The sequence below is a fragment of the Streptomyces amakusaensis genome (assembly GCF_039532665.1).
GTDB lineage: Bacteria > Actinomycetota > Actinomycetes > Streptomycetales > Streptomycetaceae > Streptomyces > Streptomyces amakusaensis.
This window is the reverse complement of the sequence record NZ_BAAASB010000004.1, coordinates 365,387-391,522: the sequence shown is the minus strand read 5'-3', so window position 1 is coordinate 391,522 and position 26,136 is coordinate 365,387. Positions and strand designations below refer to the sequence as shown.

At 72.6% G+C, this 26,136-nt stretch carries 21 protein-coding genes and 1 tRNA gene; 14 read left to right on the top strand and 8 right to left on the bottom strand.

Annotated features, from left to right (window positions below):
* The first annotated feature begins 87 nt into the window (after nt 1-87).
* Together ABD371_RS09245 and ABD371_RS09240 are read left to right on the top strand one after the other, a co-directional pair.
* On the top strand, nt 88-984 hold the full coding sequence (locus ABD371_RS09245; RefSeq protein ID WP_344474739.1) for a diacylglycerol kinase: 897 nt from the start codon (nt 88-90) through the stop codon (nt 982-984).
* Nucleotides 985-1,040: 56 nt separating this feature from the next.
* Nucleotides 1,041-3,869 (top strand): DEAD/DEAH box helicase, encoded by a 2,829-nt coding sequence (locus ABD371_RS09240; protein WP_344475004.1) that lies wholly within the window; start codon nt 1,041-1,043, stop codon nt 3,867-3,869.
* Nucleotides 3,870-4,083: 214 nt separating this feature from the next.
* Here the strand turns inward: ABD371_RS09240 and ABD371_RS09235 are convergent, their stop codons facing one another.
* Complete coding sequence (locus ABD371_RS09235) at nt 4,084-4,929, bottom strand: siderophore-interacting protein (RefSeq protein WP_344474737.1); 846 nt, start codon at nt 4,927-4,929, stop codon at nt 4,084-4,086.
* 88 nt (nt 4,930-5,017) lie between these two features.
* Nucleotides 5,018-5,923, bottom strand: coding sequence for a 5'-3' exonuclease (locus ABD371_RS09230; protein WP_190124522.1), 906 nt, complete (start codon nt 5,921-5,923; stop codon nt 5,018-5,020).
* Between the two features lie 297 nt (nt 5,924-6,220).
* Here ABD371_RS09230 and ABD371_RS09225 point away from each other — a divergent pair, with 297 nt between their 5' ends.
* From ABD371_RS09225 to ABD371_RS09210, 4 genes are all read left to right on the top strand, one after another.
* Nucleotides 6,221-7,372 (top strand): quaternary amine ABC transporter ATP-binding protein, encoded by a 1,152-nt coding sequence (locus ABD371_RS09225; RefSeq protein ID WP_344474735.1) that lies wholly within the window; start codon nt 6,221-6,223, stop codon nt 7,370-7,372.
* Nucleotides 7,365-9,161 carry an ABC transporter permease/substrate binding protein gene (locus ABD371_RS09220; protein ID WP_344474733.1) on the top strand — a complete coding sequence of 599 codons (1,797 nt, stop codon included), beginning with the start codon at nt 7,365-7,367 and terminating at the stop codon, nt 9,159-9,161. The genes ABD371_RS09225 and ABD371_RS09220 overlap by 8 nt, the downstream gene beginning before the upstream one ends.
* 208 nt (nt 9,162-9,369) lie before the next feature.
* Nucleotides 9,370-9,963, top strand: coding sequence for a helix-turn-helix domain-containing protein (locus ABD371_RS09215; protein WP_344474731.1), 594 nt, complete (start codon nt 9,370-9,372; stop codon nt 9,961-9,963).
* Between the two features lie 2 nt (nt 9,964-9,965).
* Nucleotides 9,966-10,733 (top strand): helical backbone metal receptor, encoded by a 768-nt coding sequence (locus ABD371_RS09210; RefSeq protein ID WP_344474729.1) that lies wholly within the window; start codon nt 9,966-9,968, stop codon nt 10,731-10,733.
* Here the strand turns inward: ABD371_RS09210 and ABD371_RS09205 are convergent.
* Entirely contained in the window at nt 10,654-11,748 is a 1,095-nt protein-coding gene (locus ABD371_RS09205) for an SLAC1 family transporter (RefSeq protein ID WP_344474727.1), read from the bottom strand. The genes ABD371_RS09210 and ABD371_RS09205 overlap by 80 nt on opposite strands.
* Before the next feature lie 70 nt (nt 11,749-11,818).
* On the opposite strand from ABD371_RS09205, the gene ABD371_RS09200 reads away from it, so the two are divergent.
* A complete protein-coding gene (locus ABD371_RS09200; RefSeq protein ID WP_344474725.1) occupies nt 11,819-12,799 on the top strand; it encodes a LysR family transcriptional regulator in 981 nt (326 codons plus the stop codon).
* A 56-nt stretch (nt 12,800-12,855) separates the two neighbouring features.
* Here ABD371_RS09200 and ABD371_RS09195 read toward each other — a convergent pair whose 3' ends face one another.
* The 3 genes from ABD371_RS09195 to ABD371_RS09185 all read right to left on the bottom strand — a co-directional run bounded on the left by ABD371_RS09195 (nt 12,856) and on the right by ABD371_RS09185 (nt 15,918).
* Nucleotides 12,856-13,560 carry a gamma-glutamyl-gamma-aminobutyrate hydrolase family protein gene (locus ABD371_RS09195; protein WP_344474723.1) on the bottom strand — a complete coding sequence of 235 codons (705 nt, stop codon included), beginning with the start codon at nt 13,558-13,560 and terminating at the stop codon, nt 12,856-12,858.
* Between the two features lie 33 nt (nt 13,561-13,593).
* Complete coding sequence (eat, locus tag ABD371_RS09190) at nt 13,594-15,102, bottom strand: ethanolamine permease (protein ID WP_344474721.1); 1,509 nt, start codon at nt 15,100-15,102, stop codon at nt 13,594-13,596.
* 90 nt (nt 15,103-15,192) lie between these two features.
* Nucleotides 15,193-15,918, bottom strand: coding sequence for a FadR/GntR family transcriptional regulator (locus tag ABD371_RS09185; protein WP_344474719.1), 726 nt, complete (start codon nt 15,916-15,918; stop codon nt 15,193-15,195).
* A gap of 78 nt (nt 15,919-15,996) precedes the next feature.
* Between ABD371_RS09185 and ABD371_RS09180 the strand changes: the two genes are divergently transcribed.
* From ABD371_RS09180 to ABD371_RS09165, 4 genes are all read left to right on the top strand, one after another.
* Nucleotides 15,997-17,361, top strand: a complete 1,365-nt coding sequence (locus ABD371_RS09180) for a glutamine synthetase family protein (protein ID WP_344474717.1) — start codon at nt 15,997-15,999, stop codon at nt 17,359-17,361.
* A gap of 70 nt (nt 17,362-17,431) precedes the next feature.
* Complete coding sequence (locus ABD371_RS09175; protein WP_344474715.1) at nt 17,432-18,799, top strand: aldehyde dehydrogenase family protein; 1,368 nt, start codon at nt 17,432-17,434, stop codon at nt 18,797-18,799.
* A gap of 6 nt (nt 18,800-18,805) precedes the next feature.
* Nucleotides 18,806-19,588, top strand: a complete 783-nt coding sequence (locus tag ABD371_RS09170) for a 3-oxoacyl-ACP reductase (RefSeq protein ID WP_344474713.1) — start codon at nt 18,806-18,808, stop codon at nt 19,586-19,588.
* Nucleotides 19,589-19,635: 47 nt separating this feature from the next.
* A complete protein-coding gene (locus tag ABD371_RS09165; RefSeq protein WP_190124406.1) occupies nt 19,636-20,094 on the top strand; it encodes a PPOX class F420-dependent oxidoreductase in 459 nt (152 codons plus the stop codon).
* A gap of 20 nt (nt 20,095-20,114) precedes the next feature.
* Here the strand turns inward: ABD371_RS09165 and ABD371_RS09160 are convergent, their stop codons facing one another.
* A complete protein-coding gene (locus ABD371_RS09160) occupies nt 20,115-21,317 on the bottom strand; it encodes an amino acid deaminase/aldolase (RefSeq protein WP_344474710.1) in 1,203 nt (400 codons plus the stop codon).
* A gap of 696 nt (nt 21,318-22,013) precedes the next feature.
* Between ABD371_RS09160 and ABD371_RS09155 the strand changes: the two genes are divergently transcribed.
* From ABD371_RS09155 to ABD371_RS09145, 3 genes are all read left to right on the top strand, one after another.
* Nucleotides 22,014-23,384 (top strand): alkaline phosphatase family protein, encoded by a 1,371-nt coding sequence (locus ABD371_RS09155; RefSeq protein WP_344475002.1) that lies wholly within the window; start codon nt 22,014-22,016, stop codon nt 23,382-23,384.
* 103 nt (nt 23,385-23,487) lie between these two features.
* Nucleotides 23,488-24,474: a sugar phosphate isomerase/epimerase family protein gene (locus ABD371_RS09150; protein ID WP_381734825.1), complete on the top strand. Its 987-nt coding sequence runs from the start codon at nt 23,488-23,490 to the stop codon at nt 24,472-24,474.
* A gap of 209 nt (nt 24,475-24,683) precedes the next feature.
* Nucleotides 24,684-24,771 (top strand) — tRNA-Leu (locus tag ABD371_RS09145).
* An 88-nt stretch (nt 24,772-24,859) separates the two neighbouring features.
* Here the strand turns inward: ABD371_RS09145 and ABD371_RS09140 are convergent.
* Nucleotides 24,860-26,131, bottom strand: coding sequence for a tyrosine-type recombinase/integrase (locus tag ABD371_RS09140; protein ID WP_344474706.1), 1,272 nt, complete (start codon nt 26,129-26,131; stop codon nt 24,860-24,862).
* Nucleotides 26,132-26,136 lie beyond the last annotated feature (5 nt).

Sequence of the window (26,136 nt, the reverse complement as noted above, 5' to 3'; positions counted from 1 at the left end):
GGATCGTACGTACGTAGGGACACGGGACCGGAGGGCATGCCCTCCGGTCCCGTTGTCATGATCCCGCAGTGCAGTAACGTCACGCGGGTGACCAGCCAGATCACCCTCTTCGTCAACCCCACCGCCGGACGCGGCAGAGGCGCGCGGGCCGCCCGCCCGGCGGCCGACGCGCTGCGCGAGGCCGGATTCTCCGTGCGCACCGTCCTCGGCGAGGACGCCGCCGACGCGCTCCGCCGCGCCCGCGAAGCCGTCGACGCGGGCACCGGCGCGCTCATAGCCGTCGGCGGCGACGGCCTGATGTCGCTCGCGCTCCAGGCCGTCGCCGGGACCGGCACCCCGCTCGGGGTGGTCGCGGTCGGCACCGGCAACGACTTCGCCCGCTCGCTCGGACTGCCGGTCAAGGACCCCGCCCGCGCCGGGCGGCTGGCCGCGGACGCGCTCACCGCCGGCACGGTCCGCACGATCGACCTGGGGCGGGTGGGGACGAAGTGGTTCGGCACGATACTCGCCTCCGGCTTCGACTCCCGCGTCAACGACCGGGGCAACCGGATGCGGCTGCCCGGCGGCCGGTTCCGCTACGACCTGGCGATGCTCGCCGAACTGGCGGCGCTGCGCCCCATCCCGTACCGGATCGCCCTCGACGACGGGCCGGTACGGGAGATCGAGGCCACGCTGGTGGCGGTCGGCAACGGGCCCCTGTACGGCGGCGGGATGCGGATGTGCGCCGGGGCCGTGCTGGACGACGGCCTCCTCGATGTGACGGTGGTCGCCGGCTGTGACCGCAGGACCCTGCTCCGGGTCTTCCCCCGGGTCTACCGGGGGACGCACCTGGACCACCCCAGGGTCACCGTCCACCGGGCCCGCTCGGTGACGCTGCGGGCCCCCGGGATCACCGGATACGCGGACGGGGAGCCGGTCGGGGCGCTGCCGCTGACCGCCGAGTGCGTGCCCGGCGCGGTGGGGGTGCTGGCGGCCACCCGGTGAACAGGCATTTAAGTCCGCGCTGACTGTCGTACCTCTTGGGTAGGCTCGTGAGCAAGATGACCGAGGATCTCTCACCCGCCGAGCGCTATGCCGCCGCCCGCATCCGCGCAGCAGAGGCGGCCACCGCACTGGCCCCCTTCCGCGAGATGTACGAATTCGACCTGGATCCCTTCCAGATCGAAGCCTGTCAGGCCCTGGAAGCGGGCAGGGGCGTGCTTGTCGCCGCGCCCACCGGCTCAGGGAAGACCATCGTCGGCGAGTTCGCCGTCCACCTCGCCCTCCAGCAGGGCCGCAAATGCTTCTACACCACCCCCATCAAGGCGCTCTCCAACCAGAAGTACACCGATCTCGTCAAGCGCTACGGCGCCGACAAGGTCGGCCTTCTCACCGGCGACAACAGCGTCAACGCCGACGCGCCGGTGGTCGTCATGACCACCGAGGTGCTGCGCAACATGCTGTACGCGGGCTCCCAGGCGCTCCGCGGCCTCGGCCATGTGGTGATGGACGAGGTGCACTACCTCTCCGACCGCTTCCGGGGCGCGGTCTGGGAGGAAGTGATCATTCACCTCCCCGAGTCGGTGACGCTGGTGTCGCTCTCGGCGACCGTGTCCAACGCGGAGGAGTTCGGCGACTGGCTGGACACCGTCCGCGGCGACACCGCCGTGATCGTCTCCGAGCACCGGCCCGTTCCGCTGTGGCAGCACGTGATGGCCGGCCGCCGGATGTACGACCTCTTCGAGGAGGAGAGCGACCACGGCGGGCGCGGCACCGCGCGCCGCGAGGTCAGCCCCGATCTCGTCCGGCTGGCCCGGATGGAGAACCAGCGCGGCTACAACCCCCGCGACCGGCGGCGCGGCAAGATGGTCCGCGAGGCCGACCGGGAGCGGGAGCGCCGCCAGCGCGGCCGGATCTGGACGCCCGGCCGCCCCGAGGTCATCGACCGGCTCGACGCGGAGGGGCTGCTGCCCGCGATCACCTTCATCTTCAGCCGGGCCGGCTGCGAGGCCGCCGTGCAGCAGTGCCTCCACGCCGGGCTGCGGCTGAACAACGACGCGGCACGGGCCCGGGTCCGCGAGATCGTCGAGGAGCGCACCTCCGCCATCCCCACCGAGGATCTCCATGTCCTCGGCTACTACGAGTGGCTGGAGGGCCTGGAGCGCGGGATCGCCGCGCACCACGCCGGAATGCTGCCGACCTTCAAGGAGGTCGTGGAGGAGCTGTTCGTCCGGGGCCTGGTCAAGGCCGTCTTCGCCACCGAGACCCTCGCCCTCGGCATCAATATGCCGGCGCGCTCGGTGGTGCTGGAGAAGCTCGTCAAGTGGAACGGCGAGCAGCACGCGGACATCACCCCCGGCGAGTACACCCAGCTCACCGGCCGGGCCGGCCGGCGCGGCATCGACGTCGAGGGCCACGCGGTCGTGCTGTGGCAGCGGGCGATGGACCCGGCCGCCCTCGCGGGCCTGGCCGGGACGCGGACGTACCCGCTCCGTTCCAGCTTCAAGCCCTCGTACAACATGGCCGTCAACCTCGTGCACCAGTTCGGCCGGCATCGCTCGCGCGAGCTGCTGGAGACCTCGTTCGCGCAGTTCCAGGCGGACCGCTCGGTCGTCGGCATCTCCCGCCAGGTCCAGAAGAACGAGGCGGGTCTGGACGGCTACCGCGAGGGCATGACCTGCCACCTCGGGGACTTCGAGGAGTACGCGCGGCTCCGCCGCGACCTCAAGGACCGGGAGACGGAGCTGGCCAAGCAGGGCGCGGCCCAGCGCAGGGCTGCCGCCGCCGACTCGCTGGAGAAGCTCCGGCCCGGCGATGTCATCCACGTCCCCACCGGCAAGTTCGCCGGGCTGGCGCTCGTCCTCGACCCCGGCGTCCCGGCCGGGCGGACCGGCGGCCACCGGGGCTTCGACTACCACGACGGGCCCCGGCCCCTGGTGCTCACCGCCGAGCGGCAGGTCAAGCGGCTGGCGGCGATCGACTTCCCGGTCCCGGTGGAGACGCTGGAGCGGATGCGGATCCCCAAGTCGTTCAACGCGCGCTCGCCGCAGTCGCGGCGCGATCTGGCGTCCGCGCTGCGCACCAAGGCCGGTCACATCGTGCCCGACCGGCACCGCAAGTCCCGTTCGGCCGCCGCCGACGACCGGGAGATCTCCCGGCTGCGGGCGGAGCTGCGGGCGCACCCCTGCCACGGCTGTGACGAGCGTGAGGACCATGCCCGCTGGGCGGAGCGCTTCCACCGGCTGAAGCGGGACACCCAGCAGCTGGAGCGCCGGATCGAGGGGCGCACCAATACGATCGCGCGCACCTTCGACCGGATCGTGGCGCTGCTGACGGAGCTGGACTATCTCCGCGAGGACGAGGTCACCGAGCACGGCCGGCGGCTGGCCCGGCTCTACGGCGAGCTGGACCTGCTGGCCAGCGAGTGTCTGCGCGAGGGGGTCTGGGAGGGGCTGAGCCCGGCCGAGCTGGCGGCCTGCGCCTCGGCGCTGGTCTTCGAGGCGCGCCAGTCGGACGACGCGGTGGCCCCGAAGATCCCCGGCGGGAAGGCGAAGACGGCGCTCGGCGAGATGGTCCGCATCTGGGGCCGGCTCGACGCCCTGGAGGAGGATTTCAAGATCAACCAGGCGGAGGGCGTGGGCCAGCGGGAGCCGGACCTCGGCTTCGCGTGGGCCGCGTACCAGTGGGCCTCGGACAAGGGGCTGGACGAGGTGCTCCGCGAGGCGGAGATGCCCGCGGGCGACTTTGTGCGCTGGTCGAAGCAGGTGATCGACGTTCTCGGCCAGATCGCGGCGGCGGCTCCGGCGGAGAGCGGGACGGTGGCGAGGAATGCGCGGCGGGCGGTGGACGCGCTGCGGAGAGGGGTGGTGTCGTACAGCTCGGTGGGGTGAGCGGGGCCTGCGGCCCGTGCTGGGGGAGGGTCCTGAATTGGCGGGCCTGCCCGAGCGGGGCCACGGGGCGCGGGGTCCGTCCTCAGACTCCCCCTGGGCTTCGCCCGGGAGGTGCCCCCAACGGGCTGGAAATTGGCCCCCTTGCCTTGGGAGATTTGAGAGAGCCCCCGGCCCGGGAGCGGGCGGGGGGCTCTGGTGCTGACCGGGGGGTGGGTCAGGCGGCCTGCTGCTGTTCCTGCTCGCGCTCGACCTGGTCGTTCCATGCGCGCTTGACCTGGCGCCAGGCCTCGTCGGTCTTGCCGAGGCGCCAGTAGCCGGAGATGGAGAGGCGCTCGCGGGGGATCTGCCGCTCCAGGCGCAGATGGCGGCGGAGCTCCTTCACGAACCCGGCTTCGCCGTGGACGAAGGCGTGCACCTGGCCCTCGGGGAATTCGAGGTCCTTCACCGCGGCCACCAGGGACTCGCCGGCGGGACGGCCGGCCCGGTGCAGCCAGGTGATGCCGACGCCGTCCGGGGTGACGATCTTCTGCTCGTCGGCGGCGTCCTCGATCTCGACGAAGGCGTGCACGCGCGCGCCCTCGGGCATGTTCTCCAGGGCGGCGGCGATCGCGGGCAGCGCGCTCTCGTCGCCCACCAGCAGATGCCAGTCGGCCGCCGGGTCCGGCGCGTACCCTCCGGCGGGGCCGAGGATCCAGACGGTGTCACCCGGCCGGGCGCGCCCGGCCCAGGGGCCGGCCAGCCCCTCGTCCCCGTGGACGACGAAGTCGATCGTCAGCTCGGTGCGGTCGCCGTCCCAGCGCCGCACGGTGTAGGTGCGGTTGGCGGGCCACTGCTCGCGCGGGAACTCCGCCCGGACCCGGTCGATGTCGAACGGCGAGGGGTAGCTGACGCCCTCCTGGGCGAAGAGCAGCTTCACATAGCTGTCGGTGTGGCCCTCCACATCGAATCCGGTCAGTCCCGCACCGCCCAGAACGACGCGGACCATGTGCGGCGTGAGCCGCTCGGTGCGGACCACGGCCGCCTCGAAGGACGTCGGTACCTGTGCCGATTGGTCTGCCACGGCGGCCTCCCTGTATTGATTACATCGCTTAGGCTTACCTAAGTTAGCACCTCGTGGGACCAACTTCGCCTCAGGGAAACCAGCCTTCTCACCGGCGAAGAGTGGCCAGCAATCGCTGTAGCGCCCCGCCCAGCCCCCACCGCGCGGCCAGCTCCTCCAGCGTCTCGGGATCGCGAGGCTCGTCCGGGAGCGCCGGATCGAAGGCGGGCAGCGGTACGTCCGGGGCCACCCGGACCACCTTCGGCGCGACCGCCACATACGCACGGGCCTCGTCCAGCCGCTTGCGCTGCGAGGGCGTCAGCCTCGCCGCCGGATCGTCCACCGCGGCCATGATCCCGGCGAGATCGCCGAACGCGTCGAGCAGCTTCGCGGCCGTCTTCTCGCCGATGCCGGGCACCCCCGGCAGCCCGTCGCTCGGATCCCCGCGCAGCAGCGCCAGATCCACGTATCCCGGCCCGTCCACCCCGTACCGCTCGCGCAGCCACGCCTCGTCCGTGAGCTGGAGCGTCCCCACTCCCTTCAGCGGATACAGCACCCGGCGACCGCGCGCGTCGTCGACCAGCTGGAAGAGGTCGCGGTCGCCGGTGACGATGTCCACCGGCCCCCGCGCGCGGGCGGTGAGCGTGCCGATCACATCGTCGGCCTCGTAGCCGTCGGCCCCGATCCGGGCGATCCCGATCGCGTCCAGCACCGCCGCGATCACCGGGACCTGCGGGGCGAGGGTGTCCGGGGTCTCCTCCTCGTCGGGGCCCGACTCGGTCTCCACCGCGACGCGGTGCGCCTTGTAGGAGGGGATCAGATCCACCCGCCACTGCGGCCGCCAGTCGTTGTCCCAGCAGGCCACCAGATCGTCCGGATGGTGGTCCTGGACCAGCCGGGTGATGAATTCCAGCAGCCCGCGCACCGCGTTGACCGGGGTGCCGTCCGGGGCGCGGACCGAGTCGGGGACCCCGAAATAGGCCCGGAAGTAGAGGGAGGCGGTGTCGAGGAGCATCAGGCGTCGCGTCACCCCCCGATCATGCCGTACCCCGGCGGCGGTCTTCCGGCGGCCGGTCCGTGCCGCCCGCATCCGGCTCCGTGCCCGCCCGATACCTGCCCCGCACCCACCCCATGTCTGTGAAGTGGGTCACTGTCGCGTTTGCCCGGTAAGAGCGGGGGCAGGCGCGGCAGCGGAGCCGCCCCCCGCCGTCCACCACGACGTGCCGGGGCGCGCGGGCGGAACCCGCCGGGCTCCGCGGTTCGCCGGTCAGGGTGCGGCGGACCGCTTTTCGGTTCAACGCGTGAGGTATATGTGTCCAGGCTCCAGGCCGAGCATCTCTACAAGGTGTTCGGAAGACGACCCGAGGAAGCGATCCAGCGGCTGGAAGGGGGAGCCGACCGCGACGAACTGCGCGCCGAAGGCACGACCGCGGCCGTGGTCGACGCCTCGTTCACCGTCGAGCCGGGACAGATCTTCGTCGTCATGGGCCTCTCCGGGTCCGGCAAGTCCACCCTGCTGCGCATGCTCAACGGACTCCTCGCCCCCACCTCGGGCCGGGTCCTCTTCGACGGCCAGGACCTGACCGCCCTGACCGGGGGCGAGCTGCGCGCCGTACGCTCCCGCAGGATCAGCATGGTCTTCCAGCACTTCGCCCTCTTCCCGCACCGCAGCGTGCGGGAGAACGCCGCGTACGGCCTGGAGGTGCAGGGCGTCCCGCGCGCCGAGCGCGACCACCGGGCCGCCGAGGCGCTCGCCCTCGCCGGCCTCGCGGGCTGGGAGGACTCCTGGCCCGACGAGCTGTCCGGCGGTATGCAGCAGCGCGTCGGACTGGCCCGGGCGCTCGCCACGGACGCCGATCTGCTGCTGATGGACGAGTCCTTCAGCGCGCTCGACCCGCTGATCCGCCGCGACATGCAGGACCAGCTCCTCCAGCTCCAGAAGACCCTGAGGAAGACCATCGTCTTCATCACCCACGACCTCAACGAGGCCATGCGCCTCGGCGACCGGATCGCGGTGATGCGCAACGGCCGCATCGTCCAGCTGGGCAGCGCCGAGGACATCCTCGTCACCCCCGCCGACGACTACGTCGCCTCCTTCACCCAGGACGTCGACCGCTCCCGGGTGCTGACCGCGGGCGCGATCATGGCCGACCCCGAGAGCGTCCTGGGCGAGGGCCCGGAGCGCCGGAGCGCCGAGGACGTCCTCGCCGCCGCTCCCGCCACCGTGCCGGCCGACACGCCGATCATCGAACTCTTCACCCCCTGCTCCACCAGCGAGGCCCCGGTCGCCGTCGTCGACGGCACAGGCACGCTCACCGGCGTCGTCCCCCGCGCCAGGCTGCTCGCCGTCCTCGGCGAGCCGATGACCCCCTCGTCCGCCCCGGAGAGCGGACCACCGGCCGCCGCGACGCCCGCCCCCGGCGACCGCACCCCGGCCACGGCCGAGGCGGTGGCCCGTGCCTAGGCTCGACATCGGCGACTGGGTCGACAGCGGAGTCGACTGGCTCCGCCTCCATCTGGAGTGGCTGTTCGACGCCGTCAGCGCCGTCGTCACCGGGATGTACGACGGCATCGACGCGGCCCTCTCCGCACCCGAACCCCTGCTCTTCGCGGGCGTCCTCGCCATCGCCGCCTGGTGGCTGCGCGGGCTGCTCGCCGGAGTCCTCGCCTTCGCGGGTCTCGCGCTGATCGACTCCATCCAGCTCTGGGACGACGCCATGTCGACCCTCTCGCTGGTGCTCGTCGCCACCCTCGTCACCCTGGCGATCGCCGTGCCGCTCGGCGTCTGGGCCTCCCGCTCCACGACCGTGAGCGCGGTCGTCCGGCCGGTGCTGGACTTCATGCAGACGATGCCCGCCATGGTCTATCTGATCCCCGGCATCATCTTCTTCGGCGTCGGCGTGGTCCCCGGCATCATCGCCACCATCGTCTTCGCCCTGCCGCCCGGCGTGCGCATGACCGAGCTGGGCATCCGCCAGGTCGACAAGGAACTCGTCGAGGCCGCCGAGGCCTTCGGCACCACCCCGCGCGACACCCTCTTCCGGGTCCAGCTCCCGCTGGCCCTGCCCACCATCATGGCCGGGGTCAACCAGGTCATCATGCTGGGCCTGTCCATGGTGGTCATCGCGGGCATGGTCGGCGGCGGCGGCCTCGGCGGCGCGGTCTACCGCGCCATCGGCAACGTCGACATCGGCCTCGGCTTCGAGGCGGGCGTCTCCATCGTCATCCTCGCCATGTACCTGGACCGGATGACCGGCGAACTCGGCCGCCAGGTCTCCCCGCTCGGCCGCCGCGCCGCGGCCCGCGCCGTCGCCGCCGCCGGCCGCCCCAGGCTCAGGGACTACCGTCCCCGGCCCGTCGTCGCGCTCACCGGGGCGGTCGTCCTCGCCCTCGTCGCGGGCGGCATCGGGATCTTCGGCACCGAGAAGTCCGGCCGCCCCGCGGGCGCGGCCGACATCGGCAAGGGCCGCCAGGTCACCATCGGCTACATCCCCTGGGACGAGGGCATCGCCTCCACCTTCCTCTGGAAGGAAGTGCTGGAGCGGCGCGGCTTCGAGGTCGAGACCAAGCAGCTGGAGGCCGGGGCGCTCTACACCGGTCTGGCCGGCGGGCAGATCGACTTCCAGACGGACGGCTGGCTGCCCGTCACCCACGCCCAGTACTGGAAGAAGTACGGCGACCGGCTGGAGGACCTCGGATCCTGGTACGGCCCCACCTCGCTGGAGCTGGCCGTCCCGTCCTATGTGGACGGCATCGACTCCCTCGCCGACCTCAAGGGGCAGTCGGGGAGGTTCAAGGGCCGGATCATCGGCATCGAGCCGAGCGCCGGAATGATGGGACTCCTCAATGACAAGGTCCTCGACGCCTACGGCCTCGGCGACGAGTACGAGGTCGTCGACGGCTCCACGCCCGGCATGCTCGCCGAGCTGAAGCGGGCGTACCAGAAGAAGGAACCGATCGTGACGACCCTCTGGTCGCCGCACTGGGCCTACAGCACCTATGAGCTGAAGAAGCTCAAGGACCCCGAGGGCGCCTGGGGCAAGGGCGACGGCGTCCACACCATCGCCCGTAAGGGCTTCGCCGCCGACCAGCCCGAGATCGGCCGCTGGCTGAAGGACTTCACCATGACCGAGAAGCAGCTCACCAGCCTGGAGGCGCTGATCCAGCGGGCGGGCACCGGCGAGGAGCAGCACGCCGTACGCGCGTGGCTGAAGGAGAATCCCGAGGTGGAGGCGGAGATGGCCCCCCGGTAGGGCGCCCTTCCCCGTACCGGATCACCCCGGGGCGGCTCCCGCGGACAGCGGGAGCCGCCCCGTCCGGTTTTCGCCCCCGCACGCCCCCCACCTGCCCTCCGCGGGCTTCCACGGGCTCTCCCGGGCCCCCGTCCGGTGCGCCGTATGCGCGCGGCCGGAGCCGGAAGCTGCGTATGGTGAGACAGGACCAGGAAGGGGAGCCGGGCGCATGGACGCGAAGGACGGCAAGGACCCGAAGGAGACCGAGCGTCTTCGCGTGGGCGCCGCCGTGCGCAGACGCCGCCGGGCGCTCGATCTCACACTCGCCGCGGTCGCCGAGCGCAGCGGCCTCTCCGTGCCCTTCCTCAGCCAGGTCGAGAACGAACGGGCCCGGCCCAGCACCCGCTCCCTCCAGCGCGTGGCCGACGCCCTGGAGACCACCGTCGGACGGCTCGTCGAGGCCTCCGACGCGGCCCGGACCATCGCCGTCGTCCGGGCCCCCGCCGACACCGAGGACGACCTGGTCTACGCGCGGCGCACCCGCCGGCTGGTCCGGGGCAGGCACCAGCTGGAAGCCCTGGAGTTCACCGGCGAGTACGACACCGAGGGCGAGTTCCAGCACCGCAACGACGAGATGATGTACGTCGCCGACGGCGCGGTCGAGGTCGAGGCCGAGGGTCGCGCCCACCGCCTCGGCCGCGGTGACACCCTGTTCCTCTCCGGTGGCGTACGGCACCGCTGGCGCGCCACCGTCCCCGAGACCCGCCTCGTCGTCGTCACCGTCGCCGACCACATCGCCGAAACCCCCGCCGACCCCCGCTGACCATGCGCGTCGTCTCCCTGGTGCCCTCGCTCACCGAGGCCGTCGCCGTCAGCGCCCCGGGGCTGCTCGTCGGCGCGACCGACTGGTGCGAGCACCCCGCCGGTCTCGACGTCGTACGGGTCGCAGGCACCAAGAATCCGGACCTCGCCGCCGTCCTCGCGCTGAGACCCGATCTGGTCATCGCCAACGAGGAGGAGAACCGGCCCCAGGACCTCGACGCCCTGCGCGCCGCCGGAGCCCCCGTCCTGGTGACCGAGGTACGCGACCTGGCGCAGGCCTTCCGCGAACTGGAACGGGTCCTCGTCGACGGCTGCCGGCTGTCCCGCCCGCGCTGGCTCGACACCGCCGAGGAGGCGTGGGCTGCCGTCCGCCCCCTGGCCGACCCGCCGGTCCCCGCCGTGGTGCCGATCTGGCGACGGCCCTGGATGGTGCTGGGCCGGGACACCTTCGCCGGGGACCTGCTCGCCCGGCTGGGGATACGGAATGTGTACGCGGCCCACCCCGAGCGTTACCCCCGCATCCCCCCGGAGCGGCTGCGCGAGAGCGGGGCCGCGCTGGTGGCGCTCCCCGACGAGCCGTACCGCTTCACCGCCGACGACGGCCCCGAGGCCTTCCCCGGACTGCCCCCTGCGCTGCTCAGCGGCCGGCATCTCACCTGGTACGGCCCCTCCCTCGCCGAAGCACCCGCCGTCATCGGGGCGGCACTGCGGGCAGCGCTCCCGCCAGCACACCGCGCGCCGTACGCCAGCCCGCCACCGCCCAGGCCGTGAGCAGCAGCGCGTACAGAACGGCCGCCAGCGCGGTGAAGACCGAGAGGCCGGTACGGTCCGCGAGCCCGGCCGCGCCCGTCACACAGGTGCCCACCGGGAAGGTGAAGGCCCACCACCCCATCGTGAACGGCATGCCGCGCCGCAGCGCCCGCACGGTCATCGCGCCCGCGAGCGCCAGCCACAGCAGCGCGAACCCCATCACCGGCACTCCGTAGAGAACCGACAGGGCCGTGAGACCGGAGCCGTACGGGGAACCGGAACCGGCCCCCGCCATATTGCTCAGCGCGGTGGCCGACTGCCCCAGCGGCCCGAGGACCAGGAAGAGCGAAGGGGTGAGCGCGAGCGGCGGCGGACCGCCGTGGACCAGCCGGGAGAAGACCAGCGGCAGGATCATCAGCGTCGCCAGCAGCGTCATCCCGAACAGCGCGCCGCTCGCCACCAGCACCGTCTCCCGCCACCGCCCGGTCGGCAGCAGCGGGAGCGAGGAGGCCGCCACCATCGGCGCGACCACCGGCAGCAGCCACACCGGGGACGCGCCGCCCGGCTCGATCCGGTGGCGTACGACCATCAGATACGGCACACCCAGCGCCACGGCGACCGCGCCGGCCGTGCCGGCCGTGAAGAGGGCGAACGCCAGCGCCGTGGCGGCGCTCTCCCCGATCAGCTCCCGGCCCGCCGTGAGCCCCGCCGTCCCCACCGCCAGCAGCGCCATCGGCGCACAGCCGTAGAACGGGGCCACCGAGGGGTCGAGCAGATCGGCACGGGCCTGATCGCGGTGGCGCAGCCAGTGCCCGGCCCGCCCGGCCAGCACCAGGACCAGCAGCACGGCGGAGACCGCCCACACGGCCGCCAGCGCAGGGCGCGCGCCGGGCACCGGGAGGGCCGCGCCCGCCGTCGCGACGACGGCGGTGCCCATCACGGTCGCGTACCAGTTGGGGGCGAGCCCGCGCAGCGCCGCCGGACGCCGTACGGAGAGCGCCCGAGGGCCTGGGCTGAGGCGTACGGCGGTGGTCATGCCCCCACTCTCGGACGCGCCGGGGGCCCGCGCCAGGAGCCCCCGGGCTATGGGGTCATAAGCTGGGGTGATGAGTGAGCGTCGCGCGGAGGGGACATGGGTGCCGCTGGCGCACCGGGTGCCCGAGCTGGGGGCGCTGGAACTGCTGCTCGCGGTCGCCAGGCTCGGCAGCCTGGGGCGCGCCGCCCGGGAGCTGGGCATCAGCCAGCCCGCCGCCAGCGGCCGGATCCGCTCCATGGAGCGTCAGCTGGGGGTCGCCCTGCTGGACCGCTCGCCGCGCGGCTCCCGGCTCACCGAGGCCGGGGCGCTGGTCACCGACTGGGCACGCCGGGTGGTGGAGGCGGCGGAGGCCTTCGACGCGGGCACACAGGCGCTGCGGGGGCGGCGCGACTCACGGCTGACCGTCGCCGCGTCCATGACCATCGCCGAGTATCTGCTCCCCGGCTGGCTCATCGCGCTGCGCGCCGCCCGCCCGGACACGGCCGTCTCCCTGCTCGCCGGGAACTCCGCCACGGTCGCCGAGCGGCTGCTGTCGGGCGAGGCCGACCTCGGTTTCGTCGAGGGGCTCTCCGTCCCCGAGGGGCTGGACGGGACGGTGATCGGACACGACCGGCTCGTGGTGGTCGCCGCCCCCGGACACCCCTGGGCCCGCCGGCGCACCCCGCTGACGGCCGCCGAGCTGGCCCGCGCCCCGCTGATCCTCCGCGAGCGCGGCTCCGGCACCCGCCAGGTGCTGGACTCCGCCCTCTCGAAGAGCGGCGGCCTCGCGGAACCCCTGCTGGAGCTGGCCTCCACCACGGCGGTGAAGGCCGCCGTGGTGAGCGGCGCCGGTCCCGCCGTCCTCAGCGAACTCGCCGTCACCGAAGAGCTGACCGCCCGCCGTCTCACCGAGATCCACCTCCACGACATCCCCCTCCACCGCGCCCTCCGCGCCGTCTGGCGCCGCTCCCAACTCCCCACCGGCCCCGCCCGCGACCTCCTCACCCTCACTTCCCAACCGGCAAATCCAGCCGCGCCGGGGGTCCCCCCGGCGAAGCCAGGGGGAGAGTGAGGCGCGGGGGTTCGGGGGCAGCGCCCCCGACCAGGGCCTCGCACTCGCGAGACGCCTCAGGCACGGGCACGGGCACCGGCACGAGCAGCCCCCACCAGCGCCCCCACCAAAGACAGCTCCTTCCCCATCTCCGGATGCCACTGCACCCCCACCCCCCACCCCCCGGAGACCACCTCCACCGCCTCCACCGTCCCGTCCTCCGCGTACGCCGACACCGTCAGCCCCTCCGCCACCCGGTCCACCGCCTGGTGGTGGTAGGACGGCACCTCCGTCGCGTACGGCACGATCGAGGCGTAGCGGGTTCCGGGCACGGGCTTGACGGTGTGGGAGGTGAAGACGCCCTCGCCGCCGGTGTGTCCGTCCAGGTGCTGGAGCAGCGTCCCGCCCAGGGCCACGTTGAGCAGCTGCATCCCCCGGCAGATCCCCAGCAGCGGCACCCGCGCCGCCAGTGCCGCGTGGATCAGGGCGAGTTCCCAGGCGTCCCGCTCGGGGGCGGCGGGCCCGGTGCGCGGGTCGCGTTCGGCTCCGTACCGCCGGGGTTCGACATCCGCGCCGCCCGCGACGATCAGCCCGTCGAGGCGGGTCAGGACGGCGGGGGCGGAGGCCGGGTCGGGGTCGGGCGGGATCATCGCGGCGAGGCCGCCCGCGCGCTGCACCAGGGCCGGGTACTGGGCCGGGAGCAGCGCGGCGGGCATGTTCCACAGCCCCCAGGCGGCGGGGCTGAGATAGGTCGTGACGCCGATGAGCGGCTTGGTCACCATGGCTCCGTTCGGTTTCGGTCGGGTCGGCCCGGGTCAGGCCCGTTCGAGTTCCGCCTCGGCCGCCGCGAGCGCCGCGAACTCCTCCTCCGGAGCCCTGGCCACCAGATGCCGTCGACTGTAGATCGCGAAGTGGGCGACGGCGACGGCGTAGAGCCCGAGCGCGGTGAACGCCGCCGCGATGTCCACGAGGAAGGTCGCCGCCAGGGCGGCGAGGGCGAGCAGCAGGGCGACGGACGAGGTGAGCGTCCCGCCGGGGGTGCGGTACGGGCGGGGGAGCCCGGGTTCCCGGCGGCGCAGCACGATGTGGGAGAGCGCCATCAGGGCGTAGCTGATCGTCGCGCCGAAGACCGCGATGTTCAGCAGCCGTGCCCCGTCCCCGGTGGCGGCGGCGAGGGTGAAGCCGATCGCGCCGGGGACGAGCAGTCCGAGGTAGGGCGATTTGCGGCGGCTGGTGAGGGAGAGGACACGGGGCAGATAGCCGGCCCGTGAGAGCGCGAAGAGCTGGCGGGAGCCCGCGTAGATGAGCGAGAAGAAGGACGCGACCAGGCCCGCGAGCCCCGCGTAGTTGACGAAGCGGCCGAGCGGGGTCGGCGCGCCGTCCCCCTGGACGGCGACCACCAGCGGGTTCCCGGCCTCCTGGATCGCGGCGGAGCCCCGGGCCCCGGTGGCGGCGAGGAAGGTGAGCACGGCGAGGAGGACCAGGATGCCGAGGGAGGCGGCGAGCGCCCGGGGCATCGAGCGCACCGGGTCCTTCGCCTCCTCGGCGGCGAGCGGGACGCCCTCGACGCCGAGGAAGAACCACATGCCGAAGGGGAACGCGGCCCAGATGCCCAGCAGTCCGAACGGCAGCCAGGAGTTCGCGCCGAACGCGCTCTCGTCGGCGGGGATGTCGTTGAGCCGGTCCACGCTGAACTCGGTGAACGCGCCGACGGCGAAGATCAGCAGCGCGGCGACGGCGATCGCGGTGACGACCAGGCTGAAGCGGAGCGCCTCGCCGACTCCCCAGAGATGGATGCCGATGAAGATCACGAAGCAGGCGAGCAGCACCGGCCACCCGGACTCCAGGCCGAAGAGGCCGAGGGACTCGACGTAGTCGCCGATGAAGAGGGAGATCGCGGCGGGCGCGAGGATGTACTCGATGAGGATCGCCGTGCCGGTCAGAAAGCCGCCCCAGGTGCCGAGCGCCCGGCGGGCGAAGCCGTAGCCGCCGCCGGCGGTGGGCAGGATCGCCGACAGCTCGGCGAGGGCGAAGACCAGACAGGCGTACATCACGCCCATCAGCAGGGTGGCGATCGCCAGTCCGCCGAAGCCGCCCTTGGAGAGTCCGACGTTCCAGCCGGAGAAGTCGCCGGAGACGACATAGGCCACGCCGAGGCCGGTGAGCAGCAGCCAGCCCGCACTGCCCCGGCGCAGGGTGCGGCGGCTGAGATAGGCGTCGTGCGAACGGGCCCCGGAGGCGGCCTCGGAGGCGGCGGCGGAGTCGGAGGAGGGGTCGGCGGGGTCGGCGGGGGAGGGGACGCGATCGGTGGTGCCTTCGGCCATGGGACGCTCCCGGCGTTCAAAGGTTTGTATGAATACCTTTGCGGTCGGGGGCGGGCCGCGCAAGCCCCGCGCACCGGGCCGCGGGATCCGTCAGGGCAGAAAGCCCCGCAGCAGCGCGGCGGTGCCCTCGCAGTGCTCCCGCATCAGCTCCCGCGCGCCCTCCGGATCCCCGTCGAGCACCGCCTCGACCAGGGCGGTGTGCTGGTGCTGGGAGTGCTCCAGGTTCCGCACCAGCAGCGGGATGCAGTCCAGCAGATCGTTGAGGGTCGCCCGGACGGCGGCGTACTGGGCGGCGAGGGTGGCCGAGCCGGACAGCTCCGCCAGGGTGAGATGGAGCAGGGTGTCCCGCCGCCGGTACTCGGCCAGCGGCGCGTCCCGGGTGGCGGCCAGCGCGGCGCGCAGCCGCCGGGCGTCCTCGCCGGCCGGCGGCCGGGCCGCGCACAGCCCGGCCGCCCCGGTCTCCAGCACCTCGCGGAAGCGCAGGGTGTCCTCCACGTCCACGTCCGCGACGCGCCTGCGCAGCTCGTCCTCGCCCGGGGCGTCCGGGCGCGCCAGCACGAAGGTCCCGCCGTAGCGGCCCCGCCTGCTCTCGACCAGCCCCTGCTCGGTGAGCACCCTGAGCGCCTCGCGCAGGGTGACCCGGCTGATCCCCAGCCGCTCGGCCAGCTCGCGCTCGGCCGGCAGCCGCTGCCCGGCGGCGACCAGACCGAGCCTCAGCAGCCGCAGGATCCGCTCCAGCGCCTCCTCGAAGCCGTTGCCCGCGCGCACCGGGCGCAGTACGGATTCCAGCCGATCAGGGTCATCGATGGTGGCCACGTCGACGTTTCCTCTTCCCTTCAAAGGTATCCAGCAATACCTTATGGCTTCCGGCTGATCCAAGGAGGCGTACGTCCCGTGGCAGACCGCACACCCCCGCTCGCCGTCGAGGAGCTGCGCTCCCTCGTCGCGAGCGGTGAGATCGACACCGTGGTGCTCGCCTTCCCCGACATGCAGGGACGGCTCCAGGGCAAGCGGTTCGCCGCCCCGTTCTTCCTGGACGAGGTGGTGGAGCACGGCACCGAGGGCTGCGACTATCTGCTCGCCGTCGACGTCGAGATGAACACCGTCGACGGCTACGAGATGTCCTCCTGGGACCGGGGCTACGGCGACTTCGCCATGCGCCCCGACCTCTCCACCCTGCGCCGCGTCCCCTGGCACGAGGGCACCGCGCTGCTCGTCGCCGACCTCGCCCGGCACGACGGCTCACCCGTCGCCGTCGCCCCCCGCCAGATCCTCCGCCGCCAGCTGGAGCGCCTCGCCGGACTCGGGCTCACCGCCCAGGTCGCCACCGAGCTGGAGTTCATCCTCTTCAAGGACAGCTACGAACAGGCCTGGGACCGCGGCTACCGGGGGCTCACCCCGGCCAACCAGTACAACACCGACTACTCCGTCCTCGGCACCGGCCGCGTCGAACCGCTGCTGCGCCGCATCCGCCGCGAGATGGCGACCGCCGGACTGACCGTCGAGTCCGCCAAGGGCGAGTGCAGCCCGGGCCAGCAGGAGATCGCCTTCCGCTACGACGAGGCCCTCGTCACCTGCGACCAGCACGCCCTCTACAAGACCGGAGCGAAGGAGATCGCCGCCCAGGAAGGCGTCTCGCTCACCTTCATGGCCAAGTACGACGAGCGCGAGGGCAACTCCTGCCACATCCATCTCTCGCTCACCGACGCCCGGGGCGACAACGCGATGGCGGGCGACGGGCCCGGCGGGATGTCCCCGGTGATGCGGCACTTCCTGGCCGGACAGCTCGCCGCGCTGCGCGACTTCTCCCTGCTGTACGCGCCCAACATCAACTCCTACAAACGGTTCCAGCCCGGGACCTTCGCCCCCACCGCCGTCGCCTGGGGCCACGACAACCGCACCTGCGCCCTGCGCGTGATCGGCCACGGCCGCTCCAAGCGCTTCGAGAACCGGCTGCCGGGCGGCGACGCCAACCCGTATCTCGCCGTCGCCGGACTGGTCGCGGCGGGACTCCACGGCATCGAGCAGGGGCTCGAGCTGCCCGAGGAGTGCACCGGCAACGCCTACACGGCGGACCACGCCCATGTCCCCGCCACCCTGCGCGAAGCCGCCGAGCTGTGGGAGAACAGCGTCGTCGCCAAGGCCGCCTTCGGCGACGAGGTCGTCGCGCACTACACCAACATGGCCAGGGTCGAACTCGCCGCGTTCGACGCCGCGGTGACCGACTGGGAGCTGCGCCGCTCCTTCGAACGACTGTGACGACCGCGCCGACCGCGACGACCGTGCCGACCGTACCGACGCGCCGACCGCGCCGACTGTGAGGGACGCCTTGCCGAACACCCACCACGAAGTCCTCAACCCCGCCACCGGCGAGACCGTCGCCACCGTCCCCGCGACGACCGCCGCCGGGGTCGACGCGGCCGTGGCCCGCGCCGCCCGCGCCCAGCGGGGCTGGGCCGCCGCCGCCCCCGCCGACCGGGCCCGGCTGCTGCGCCGCTTCGCCACCGTCGTGGACGAGCACATCGAGGAACTCGCCCTCCTGGAGGTCCGCCAGGCCGGACACACCATCGGCAACGCCCGCTGGGAGGCGGGCAACGTCCGCGATCTGCTCGACTACTCCGCAGGCGGGGTCGAACGCCTCACCGGCCGCCAGATCCCCGTCGCCGGCGGACTCGACATCACCCTCCTCGAACCGCTCGGCGTCATCGGCGTCATCGCCCCCTGGAACTTCCCGATGCCCATCGCCGCCTGGGGCACCGCCCCCGCGCTCGCGGCCGGGAACGCCGTACTCCTCAAACCCGCCGAGACCACCCCGCTGACCGCCCTGCGCCTCGCCGAACTCGCCCTGGAGGCCGGCCTCCCCGAGCATCTCTTCCAGGTACTGCCGGGCGCGGGCGACATCGCGGGCCGGGCCCTGGTGGACCACCCCGGCACCGCGAAGATCGTCTTCACCGGCTCCGTACGGATCGGCACTGCCGTCATGGCCCGCTGCGCCGGACTGGTGAAGCCGGTCACCCTGGAACTCGGCGGCAAGAGCCCCAACGTCGTCTTCGCCGACTCCGACCTCGAAGCCGCCGTCGCCGCCGCCCCCATGTCCTTCCTCGACAACAGCGGCCAGGACTGCTGCGCCCGCACCCGCATCCTGGTCCAGCGCACCGTCCACGACCGCTTCCTGGAACTCCTCGCCCCCGCCGTCGAGTCCGTCGCCGTCGGCGACCCCCTGGACGAGAAGACCCTGATGGGCCCGCTCATCTCCCGGGCCCAGCTGGACAAGGTGCGCGGATACGCCCCCGACACCCTGCCCGGCATCAGGGGCACCGCCCCCGACGGACCCGGCTTCTGGTTCCCCCCGACCGTCCTCACCGGCGTCGCCCCCGACGCCCCCGTCGCCCGCGAGGAGGTCTTCGGGCCGGTCGCCGTCGTCCTGCCCTTCGAGGACGAGGCCGACGCGATCCGGCTCGCCAACGACACCGACTACGGACTCTCCGGGTCCATCTGGACCCGGGACGTCGGCCGCGCCATCCGTGTCTCGCGCGCGATCCGGGCCGGCAATCTCTCCGTCAACTCCCACAGCAGCGTCCGCCACACCACCCCGTTCGGCGGATACCAGCACTCCGGCATCGGCCGCGAACTCGGCCCCGACGCCCTCACCGCATTCACCGAGACCAAGAACGTGTTCTTCAGTACGGAGGCCTGAACACCCATGACCGAGACCATTGTCTGCCGCCGCCTCGTGGGCCGTACCGCCGTCATCACCGGAGCCGGCAGCGGCATCGGCCTGGCCACCGCCCACCGGCTCGCCTCCGAGGGCGCGAACGTCGTCTGCGCCGACATCGACGAGCGGGCGGGCAAAGCCGCCGCCGAGGCCGTCGGCGGCCTCTTCGTCCAGGTCGACGTAGTCGACGCCGAGCAGGTCGAGGCGCTGTTCGCGACGGCCTACGACACCTACGGCTCCGTCGACGTCGCCTTCAACAACGCCGGCATCTCGCCGCCCGAGGACGACTCCATCCTCACCACCGGACTGGACGCCTGGAAGCGGGTCCAGGACGTCAACCTCACCTCCGTCTACCTCTGCTGCAAGGCGGCCCTTCCTTACATGCGCCGCCAGGGCCGGGGCTCCATCATCAACACCGCCTCCTTCGTGGCGATCATGGGAGCCGCGACCTCGCAGATCTCCTACACCGCCTCCAAGGGCGGCGTCCTCGCCATGTCCCGCGAACTGGGCGTGCAGTTCGCCCGCGAGGGCATCCGGGTCAACGCGCTCTGCCCCGGCCCCGTCGACACCCCGCTGCTGCGCGAGCTCTTCGCCAAGGACCCCGAGCGGGCCGCCCGCCGGCTGGTGCACATCCCGCTCGGACGATTCGCCCGCCCGGAGGAGATCGCGGCGGCCGTCGCCTTCCTCGCCAGCGACGACTCCTCCTTCGTCAACGCCACCGACTTCCTGGTGGACGGAGGCATCGCCGGGGCGTACGTCACCCCCCTCTAGGGCCCGGGCGCGGGAATCACCCCGGGGGAGAGGGAGTTGGGGGAGACATGACCAAGACCCCGGGCCCCGCCTCCCTCTCCGACGCCGCCCTCTCCGAGCTGCTGGGCGCACACCGCTTCGGCACCCTCGCCACCCTCAGACGCAGCGGACACCCGCATCTGACCACCATGGTGTACAGCTGGGACCCCGACGCCCGGATCGTGCGCTTCTCCACCACCGCCGACCGGGCCAAGGCGGCACACCTGCGGCGCGACCCCCGCGCGGCGCTCCACGCGCAGGGCGACGACGTGTGGTCCTTCGCCGTCGCCGAGGGAGAGGCGGAAGTCTCCGGGCTCACCACCGAGGCCGGGGACGCCGTCGGCCGCGAACTCCTCGGCATACTCCCCGACTCCATGCGCCCCGACGACGAGGAGGCGTTCCTCGCCCAGATGGTCGTCGAGCGCCGGGTGGTCATCCGGCTCAAGGTGAACCGGCTCTACGGCGTGAGGATCGACCTCGACGGCTGAGCCCGGGGGCGGGGCGGGGGCTAGAGAAAGGTCCGGCCCTCGCCCCGGTAGGTCGGCACGGACCCGGTCACCCGGTCCCCCTCGACCAGCCACAGGGCGTCGAAACGCTCGCACAGCTCCCCGGCCTTGGCGTGCCGGAACCACACCTTGTCCCCGATCAGCAGATCGTCGGCGGGCGGCCCGAGCAGCGGGGTCTGCACCTCGCCCGCGCCCTCCCGCCGGTCGTAGCGCAGCCCTTCGGGGAGGTACGGGAGAGGGGAGCGGTCCCGGCCCGCCGGGCCGGACGCCGGATAGCCGCCGCCGAGCACCGTCACCGCACCCACCCCCGGACGGCGCACCACCGGCTGCGCGAACAGCGCGGCGGGCCGCCCGGAGAACGAGCTGTAGTGGTCGAACAGCCGGGGCATGAACAGCCCGGAACCGGCCGCGACCTCCGTCACCGCCGACTCCGCCGCCGTCCGCCCCACACTGCCCGTGCCGCCGCCGTTCACGAACTCCAGCCCCGGCACCACCGCCCGTACCGCGCGCACCGCCTCGGCCCGTCGCCGCACAAGATCATTTCGCGCCACCCGCTGCATCAGCCGGACCGCGCCCGACAGCAGCGGAGCGCCCTCGTACGCATCCCCCACACCCGCTATGTGCCCCTCGTACGCCATCAGCCCCACCAGCCGGAACCCCGGGCGGCGGGCGATCGAGCGGGCCAGCTCGGCCAGCCGGGCCGGCTCGCTCAACGGGGAGCGGCGCGCCCCGATCCGCACCCGGCCGCCCAACAGCCGCAGCGCGGTGTCGAGTTCCAGACAGACTCTGATCTCCGCCCGGCCGCCCGACCGCGCCCGCTCGATCAGTTCCAGCTGCGCCGGATCGTCGATCATCACGGTCACGGCGGCGGCGAGCCGGGCGTCGCCCGCGAGTTCGGCGAAACCGGCCCGGTCGGCGGAGGGATAGGCCAGCAGGACATCGTCGAAACCGGACCGCGCCAGCCACAGCGACTCCCGCAGCGTGAACGACATGACCCCGGCGAACCCGCCCCGGGCGAGCACCCGTTCCAGCAGTGGACGGCACCGTACGGACTTGCTCGCCACCCGCACGGGCTTGCCCGCCGCCCGGCGCGCCAGGTCGTCCGCGTTGGCGTCGAACGCGTCGAGGTCGACCACCGCGAGCGGGGCGTCGAGATGAGCGGTGGCCCGGTCGTAGCGGGCCCGGTCGGCGGCGCGTGACGTCATGGGCCGAGCCTGCCAGACCTGATTACCAGGGGGTAGGGGGACGTTTTGGGCAGATCCACACGAGCCCGGGGTCACGGTCCCGTGGGGCGGGCACCAACCCGTAGAGTGACGCGGAAGCGGTGACGGACGGGGCTGCCCGCGGTGGTGGAACCGCCGGTCACGGGGACCAGACACGGGGGGCGGAATGAGCACGGAGGCAGAACGCCCTCCCCTCCCAGGCTCACCGGCCCCCGACGACGAACCCCCGCCCCCCGCCCCGCAGGCGCTGACACCGGCCCCGCCGCGTTCGGGCCTCACCGGCCCCCCCGGCCCCGGCCCCGCGAACACCCCCGCCGAGGACACCCCGGCGGGCGACCCCGAACCCGACTCTGATCCCGGCCCCGGCCCCGGCCCCGGCCCCGCCCCGGCCCCGGCCCCGGCCCCGGCCCCGTCGCGGGAGCGCGACGAGGACACCCGGTCGCTGCGGCGCGAACCCGCCCGCCGCCCCCAGGACCCCCGCACCCCGTGGCCCGCCCGCGGACGGTCCGGGCCGCCCCGGCCCGCACCCCCCGCCGACCTCCCCCGCCCGCGCGGCTCCTCGGACACCCGCCCGGCTCCCCCCGCGCTCCCGCCCCGCCCGGCCGCACCCCCGCGCCGCCCCCCCCCCCCCCCCCCCCCCGCCCCCCCCCCCCCCCCCCCCCCCCCCGGCCCACCCCTCTGCTCGTCGTCGACGTCGTCGGCCTCACCCCCCGGCTCCTGGAGCACATGCCGCGCCTCAAGGCCCTCGCCGCGTCCGGGTCGCGGGCCCCGCTCGCCACCGTGCTGCCGGCGGTGACCTGTGCCGCCCAGTCGACGTTCCTCACCGGAACACCGCCCGCCGAGCACGGCATCGTCGGCAACGGCTGGTACTTCCGTGAGCTGGGCGAGGTGCTGCTGTGGCGTCAGCACAACGGTCTGGTCGCCGGCGACAAGGTGTGGGACGCCGCCCGCCGCGTCCACCCCGGCTACACGGTCGCGAACATCTGCTGGTGGTACGCGATGGGCGCGGACACCGACATCACCGTCACCCCCCGGCCCGTCTACTACGCGGACGGCCGCAAAGAGCCCGACTGCTACACCCGGCCGCCTTCCCTGCACGACGAACTCGTCGATGAACTGGGCGACTTCCCCCTCTTTCGTTTCTGGGGGCCGGGCGCGGACATCGTGGCCTGCCGGTGGATCGTCGGCGCGGCCTGGCACATCATGCGCAGCCATGACCCTGATCTGACCCTGTGCTACCTCCCTCATCTCGATTACGACCTACAGCGCTATGGCCCCGACGATCCGCGCTCCCACCGTGCCGCCGCCGAGCTGGACGCTGTCATGGCACCGCTGCTGGACGACGCGCGCGAGCAGGGCCGTACCGTCGTCGCGCTCTCCGAGTACGGCATCACTCCGGTGAGCCGCCCCATTGACATCAACCGGGCTCTGCGCCGTGCCGGACTCCTCGAGGTACACACCCAGGACGGTATGGAGTACCTCGATCCGATGACGTCACGAGCCTTTGCCGTGGCCGACCATCAGATCGCCCATGTCTATGTGCGCCGGCCGGCGGATCTGGAGGCCACCCGGGAAGCCCTCGCCGGGCTCCCCGGTGTCGAGCGGCTCCTCGACCACGAGGGCAAGAAGGCAGAGGGCCTCGACCACCCCCGCTCCGGCGAACTCGTCGCCGTCGCCGATCCCGACGCCTGGTTCACCTACTACTACTGGCTCCACGACGACCGGGCCCCGGACTTCGCCCGGCTGGTGGAGATCCACCGCAAACCGGGCTACGACCCCGCCGAGCTGTTCATGGATCCGAACGACCCCTATGTACGGCTCAGGGCGGCCGGGGCGCTCGCCCGCAAAAAGCTCGGTATGCGGTACCGCATGGCCGTCGTGCCTCTCGACCCGTCGCCCGTCCGAGGCAGCCACGGCCGCCTGCCCCTGAGCGATGAGGAAGGTCCGCTCATTCTGTGCTCCACCCCTCGTGCTGTGGACGGCCGCGTCGCGGCCACCGATGTGAAGGCCCTGCTGCTGAGGCTCGCCGGCCTTCACCGAACTCGTTGAACTCACTGAACCACATCCCGCCGACCACGAGGAGTTATCCACAGTGAGCCGCTTCGGCAAGGACGGCGACCCCGAACTCATCCACAGATTGAGCCGGCGAGGCATGCTCGGCGTGGCAGCGGGTACTACCGCCGCCGCCCTGCTCGGCCCCGCCGCTCCGCCCGCCTCCGCGTCCCCCGGCGGCAAGGACGGGGAGCGGGGGAGGGGTCGCCCCGTACTGCCCCGGGGCCGCCTCGGAATACAGCTCTACTCACTGCGCGACAAGGTGACCACCCTCGGTTTCGCGGCCGTCTTCGCCGAGCTGGAACGGAACGGCTACGACGAGATCGAGTTCGCCGGCTACCAACAGGGCTCCGCCGGCCCGCTCACCCTCGCCCGTCTGAAGGACCTCACCCGCGACCACGGCCTCAACCCGATCGGCAGCCATGTCGGCTACCACTCCGCCAACCCGAACGCCTACACCTTCGCCCAGAACCTGGACAGAGTCCTCGACGACGCCCAGACCCTCGGCCTCCCGCACATCGGGACGGCTTCCTCGCCCTTCCGGTACGGCACCACGGTCGACGCGTGGAAACGCGCGGCCGAGGACTTCAACACCTACGGAGCCGCCGCCCGCCTGCGCGGCATCAAGTTCTACCAGCACAACCACGCGGAAGAGTTCTCCTTCGCCACGGACAAGCCGCAGGTGCGCCTCTACGACGTTCTGCTCGCCGAGACCGATCCCGATCTTGTCTTCCTGGAGATGGACATCTACTGGGCCCATGTGGCGCGGCACCGATTCAGCGAACGCCCGGACGGCACTCCCGCCCCCTTCGACCCGCTCCGCTACGTCCTTCGCCGCCCGGACCGCTATCCCCTCTTCCACGTCAAGGACGGCGACCGGGACGAGACCGTCCGCGACGGCTACCGGATGACAGACGTCGGGGACGGGGACATCGACTACCAGGCCTTCATCTCCGCCGTGAACAGAACTCCCGGCGGCCGCCGTGATCACCACTGGCAGGCGGAGCACGACAACCCGGCCGACTCCCTCTCCTTCGCCCGCAAATCCAGCGCCCACCTGCGCTCACTCCGCGAACACGACTGCTGACCGCCCCACCGGGACCGGCTCCCTTCCCCGAGCCCCGCCCCGACACTCCCGCCGCCGCCATCGCGAGCCCCCGGGGCTCGCCCCGGCCGCCGGTCACCCACGGTGCCCTGTCAGGGCTCCAGCCCGCGTAAGCGCAGGCCAGGGGAGGTGAGGGTGAAACTCCTGGTATTGTTTTCCCTGTCGCCACGGGAAACCGGGGCGGTCACCTGGTCCGGGTGGCGGAATGGCAGACGCGCTAGCTTGAGGTGCTAGTGCCCTTTATCGGGCGTGGGGGTTCAAGTCCCCCCTCGGACACCAGCTAAGACCCCAGTTGATCTGGGGTTTTTTGCTTTTCCGGGCAGTGGCGTGACCAACCACATGACCAACGGCCCAGAAAGTTTCCTGATCAGACCAGGGATGAGAGGCCGAGTCGGCCCGCGCCGGAGGCAGCCAGGCGGCGCGCTCCGTCCTTACGTGAGTGGCCGTACCGGGTCATGGTGTAGCCGGGCGAGTGGTGCCGAACGTTGGCGGAGACCTCTACGGGGTTCTCCCCGGCCTCCAGATCGTTCGTGACCTTGCTGTGCCTCCAGTCGTGAATCCGGAAGTCGTCTGGCAGGCGCAGCCGGTTCCGCAGGGTGCGCCAGCGGGCCGAGACCTTCTCAGGGTCCTGGGGTCCGCCCGCCTCGCCCCGGTACAGCTTGAAGCCGTCCCGGGCGAACACGAGGTCATGATCGACCCACGCGGGGCCGAGCTGTTCCCGTTCGGCGTCCTGGCGCTCCTTCTGGCGCTTGAGAACGTTCATGACGGCCTGGTCCACGTAGATCCGGGCGTTGGCGTCGCCGTCCTTGGTGAGCTTCCGCAGCCGGTAGTCGTTGCCCTCCTCGACCACGACCCAGCCCAGTTCGATGGAGCCCTCGTCCCAGTGGATCAGAGACCATTTCATGCCCAGTGCCTCACTGCGCCGGACGCCGGTTGCGGCGTAGACGGTCCACAGGGGGGCGTCGCGGAGGCAGTGGTGCGTCAGTCCGCCGTCACAGGCCCGGTTGCCGCAGGGCTCCCACACGGTGCCCAGGAAGCGGGCCGTCTGGCCGTCGTCCAGGGTGGGGAAGTCGCGTTCCTGTGCCCGTATCTCGCGCCCGGTGGGCGGGTTGGCTGCGGCGGCCGGGTTGGACGGGATCAGCTTCGGCACGGCCGCGCCGAGAGCCCCGGAGAGGATGTTGTGCACGTGCCGCACACTCTTCGCCCCCAGGGGCTTTCCCTTGTTCGTGGGGCAGGGGGCCGTCTCCAGCAGCCGGTACAGATCGTTCAGCGTGTCGTCGGTGACCTCGGACAGCTTGATGCCGCCGATGTGCGGCTTGATGTGCAGACGGATCTTCGTTTCGTACCCGGCCACGGTCGTCCCCTCCTTTCTGAGGTTGGTGTGCCACTTGTCGAGCCAGTCACCCAGCTTCATATCCGAGCGGGCCGCGACCTTGCCCGCCTCATGGTCGCTGTGCCACTGACGGAGCGCCTTTTCCGCCTCCGTCTTGGTCCTGTACTCGCGGCCTATCCAGTAGCGCTCTTTCTTCCCGGTTGCCTTGCTGAAGTGGAGGGGCGTACGAACGCCCCAAGTGTTGGGTCTGCCTTTGCGGGAGATCTCTTCCGGAGTCCCGCCGAGCCCGTTGCCTTTCTTGGCCACGTGGG

Coding starts and splice junctions, on each gene's coding strand:
- ABD371_RS09205 (WP_344474727.1), bottom strand. CDS start 11,748: ATGACCACCGCCGTACGCCTCAGCCCAGGCCCTCGGGCGCTCTCCGTA.
- ABD371_RS09150 (WP_381734825.1), top strand. CDS start 23,488: ATGCTCGGCGTGGCAGCGGGTACTACCGCCGCCGCCCTGCTCGGCCCC.
- ABD371_RS09240 (WP_344475004.1), top strand. CDS start 1,041: ATGACCGAGGATCTCTCACCCGCCGAGCGCTATGCCGCCGCCCGCATC.
- ABD371_RS09170 (WP_344474713.1), top strand. CDS start 18,806: ATGACCGAGACCATTGTCTGCCGCCGCCTCGTGGGCCGTACCGCCGTC.
- eat (WP_344474721.1), bottom strand. CDS start 15,102: ATGGCCGAAGGCACCACCGATCGCGTCCCCTCCCCCGCCGACCCCGCC.
- ABD371_RS09210 (WP_344474729.1), top strand. CDS start 9,966: ATGCGCGTCGTCTCCCTGGTGCCCTCGCTCACCGAGGCCGTCGCCGTC.
- ABD371_RS09195 (WP_344474723.1), bottom strand. CDS start 13,560: ATGGTGACCAAGCCGCTCATCGGCGTCACGACCTATCTCAGCCCCGCC.
- ABD371_RS09230 (WP_190124522.1), bottom strand. CDS start 5,923: ATGCTCCTCGACACCGCCTCCCTCTACTTCCGGGCCTATTTCGGGGTC.
- ABD371_RS09160 (WP_344474710.1), bottom strand. CDS start 21,317: ATGACGTCACGCGCCGCCGACCGGGCCCGCTACGACCGGGCCACCGCT.
- ABD371_RS09165 (WP_190124406.1), top strand. CDS start 19,636: ATGACCAAGACCCCGGGCCCCGCCTCCCTCTCCGACGCCGCCCTCTCC.
- ABD371_RS09200 (WP_344474725.1), top strand. CDS start 11,819: ATGAGTGAGCGTCGCGCGGAGGGGACATGGGTGCCGCTGGCGCACCGG.
- ABD371_RS09215 (WP_344474731.1), top strand. CDS start 9,370: ATGGACGCGAAGGACGGCAAGGACCCGAAGGAGACCGAGCGTCTTCGC.